At 68.4% G+C, this 1,489-nt stretch carries 2 protein-coding genes; both read left to right on the forward strand.

Features of this window, described 5'->3' with window-relative positions; genetic code table 11:
• Positions 1-775 (forward strand): ABC transporter ATP-binding protein (locus ACY5KJ_RS06760; RefSeq protein ID WP_462203001.1); only part of this gene is annotated, 775 nt, incomplete at its 5' end.
• A 167-nt stretch (positions 776-942) separates the two neighbouring features.
• On the forward strand, positions 943-1,489 hold a 547-nt coding region (locus ACY5KJ_RS06765; protein ID WP_462203002.1), incomplete at its 3' end, for an iron chelate uptake ABC transporter family permease subunit.

Genomic DNA, 1,489 nt, shown 5'->3' on the forward strand with positions numbered 1-1,489 from the left:
TTCGGGCCGTCCCGCGGTTCTTCCCGTAGTTTCCGGTCGGCTGCAGTTCCAGGGCCTGTCGTTCGCCTATCCCGAGAACGACCGGAACCTCGTGCTCGCGGGCATCGACCTGGCCATCGAGCGGGGCGAGAAGATCGGCATCGTGGGTCGCAGCGGAAGCGGCAAGACGACGTTCATCAAGCTGTTGCTGGGCTACTACCCGCTCCCGCCGGGCATGGTCGCCGTGGACGGTGTTCCGGTGCCCAACCGCCAGCTCGCCCGGGGCATCTCCTACGTTCCGCAGGACACCACCCTCTTCCACCGGTCCATCCGGGACAACATCGTCTACGGCACCGCGGGCCCGGTGACCCAGGCGCAGGTGGAGGCTGCGGCGCTGCGGGCCCACGCGCACAGCTTCATCTCGCGGGCGCCCGACGGTTACGACACCGTCGTCGGGGAACGCGGCATCAAACTCTCGACCGGGCAACGGCAGCGGATCGCCATTGCCCGCGCCTTCCTGGACGACAAACCCATGCTCATTCTGGACGAGGCGACGAGCGCACTGGACAGCGAGAGCGAGGTACTCGTCCAGAACGCACTCGAGGACCTATGGCGAGACAAGACGGTGATCGCCGTCGCGCACCGGCTGTCGACCCTGCTGCACATGGACCGCATCGTCGTCCTCGACGACGGCCGCGTCGTGGAGCAGGGGTCCCATCACGAGCTGCTCGAGCGGCGGGGGCGCTACCACCGGCTGTGGCAGCGGCAGAGCGGAGGAATGATCCCGGTCGAGTAGTCGCCGGATGACGGTGACCACCCGACCACGACGAGCGGAGGGCCTGTCCTACCCCTACAGAACCGTTGACGGAGCCTGCGCAGGGCTGTTAGCTTGCTCAAACGAAACGAAAACGATTTTTGTTTCGTTTGAGTCAACGGGGGCATCCGCTGTCCATCGATCAACCTATGTCGGTACGTGCCACGCCGACGCCATCGGTGGGTGCCGCGGACGCGGTACGGCTGCGGGCGGTGGCGGCGCTCCGACCCGCCCGCGGGATGCCCGCGGTCACTGCCGGCGCCGTGCTGCCGCGGGCGGCGCGCAGCGCGCGCGGCAGGTTCCTGATCACTCTGCTCGCCCTGGTGCTGGCGACGCCGATTGTTGTTGGGGCAGCGATCGGCGTGGGTTCGGTATCGGTGCCTCCCGGCGAGGTGTGGTCCAGCGTCGTGGCTCATCTGACCGGCAACGGTGCTCAGTCCTCGATGATCAACGATCAGATTATCTGGCAGGTGCGGACGCCGCGGGTGTTGCTGGCGTTCGTGGTGGGTGCGGGCCTGGCCGTGGCCGGAGCCGTGCTGCAGGCGGTGGTGCGCAACCCCCTCGCCGATCCGTATGTGCTGGGCGTGTCCTCGGGGGCCTCCGTCGCCGCGGTCGCTGTCCTCACCCTGGGAGGGGTCTCGTCGTCGGGGCTTGCCGCGGCGGCGGAGGCCCCCGAGGACACGCCCAGCACATACG

The organism is Frankia sp. CcWB3, assembly GCF_977927595.1.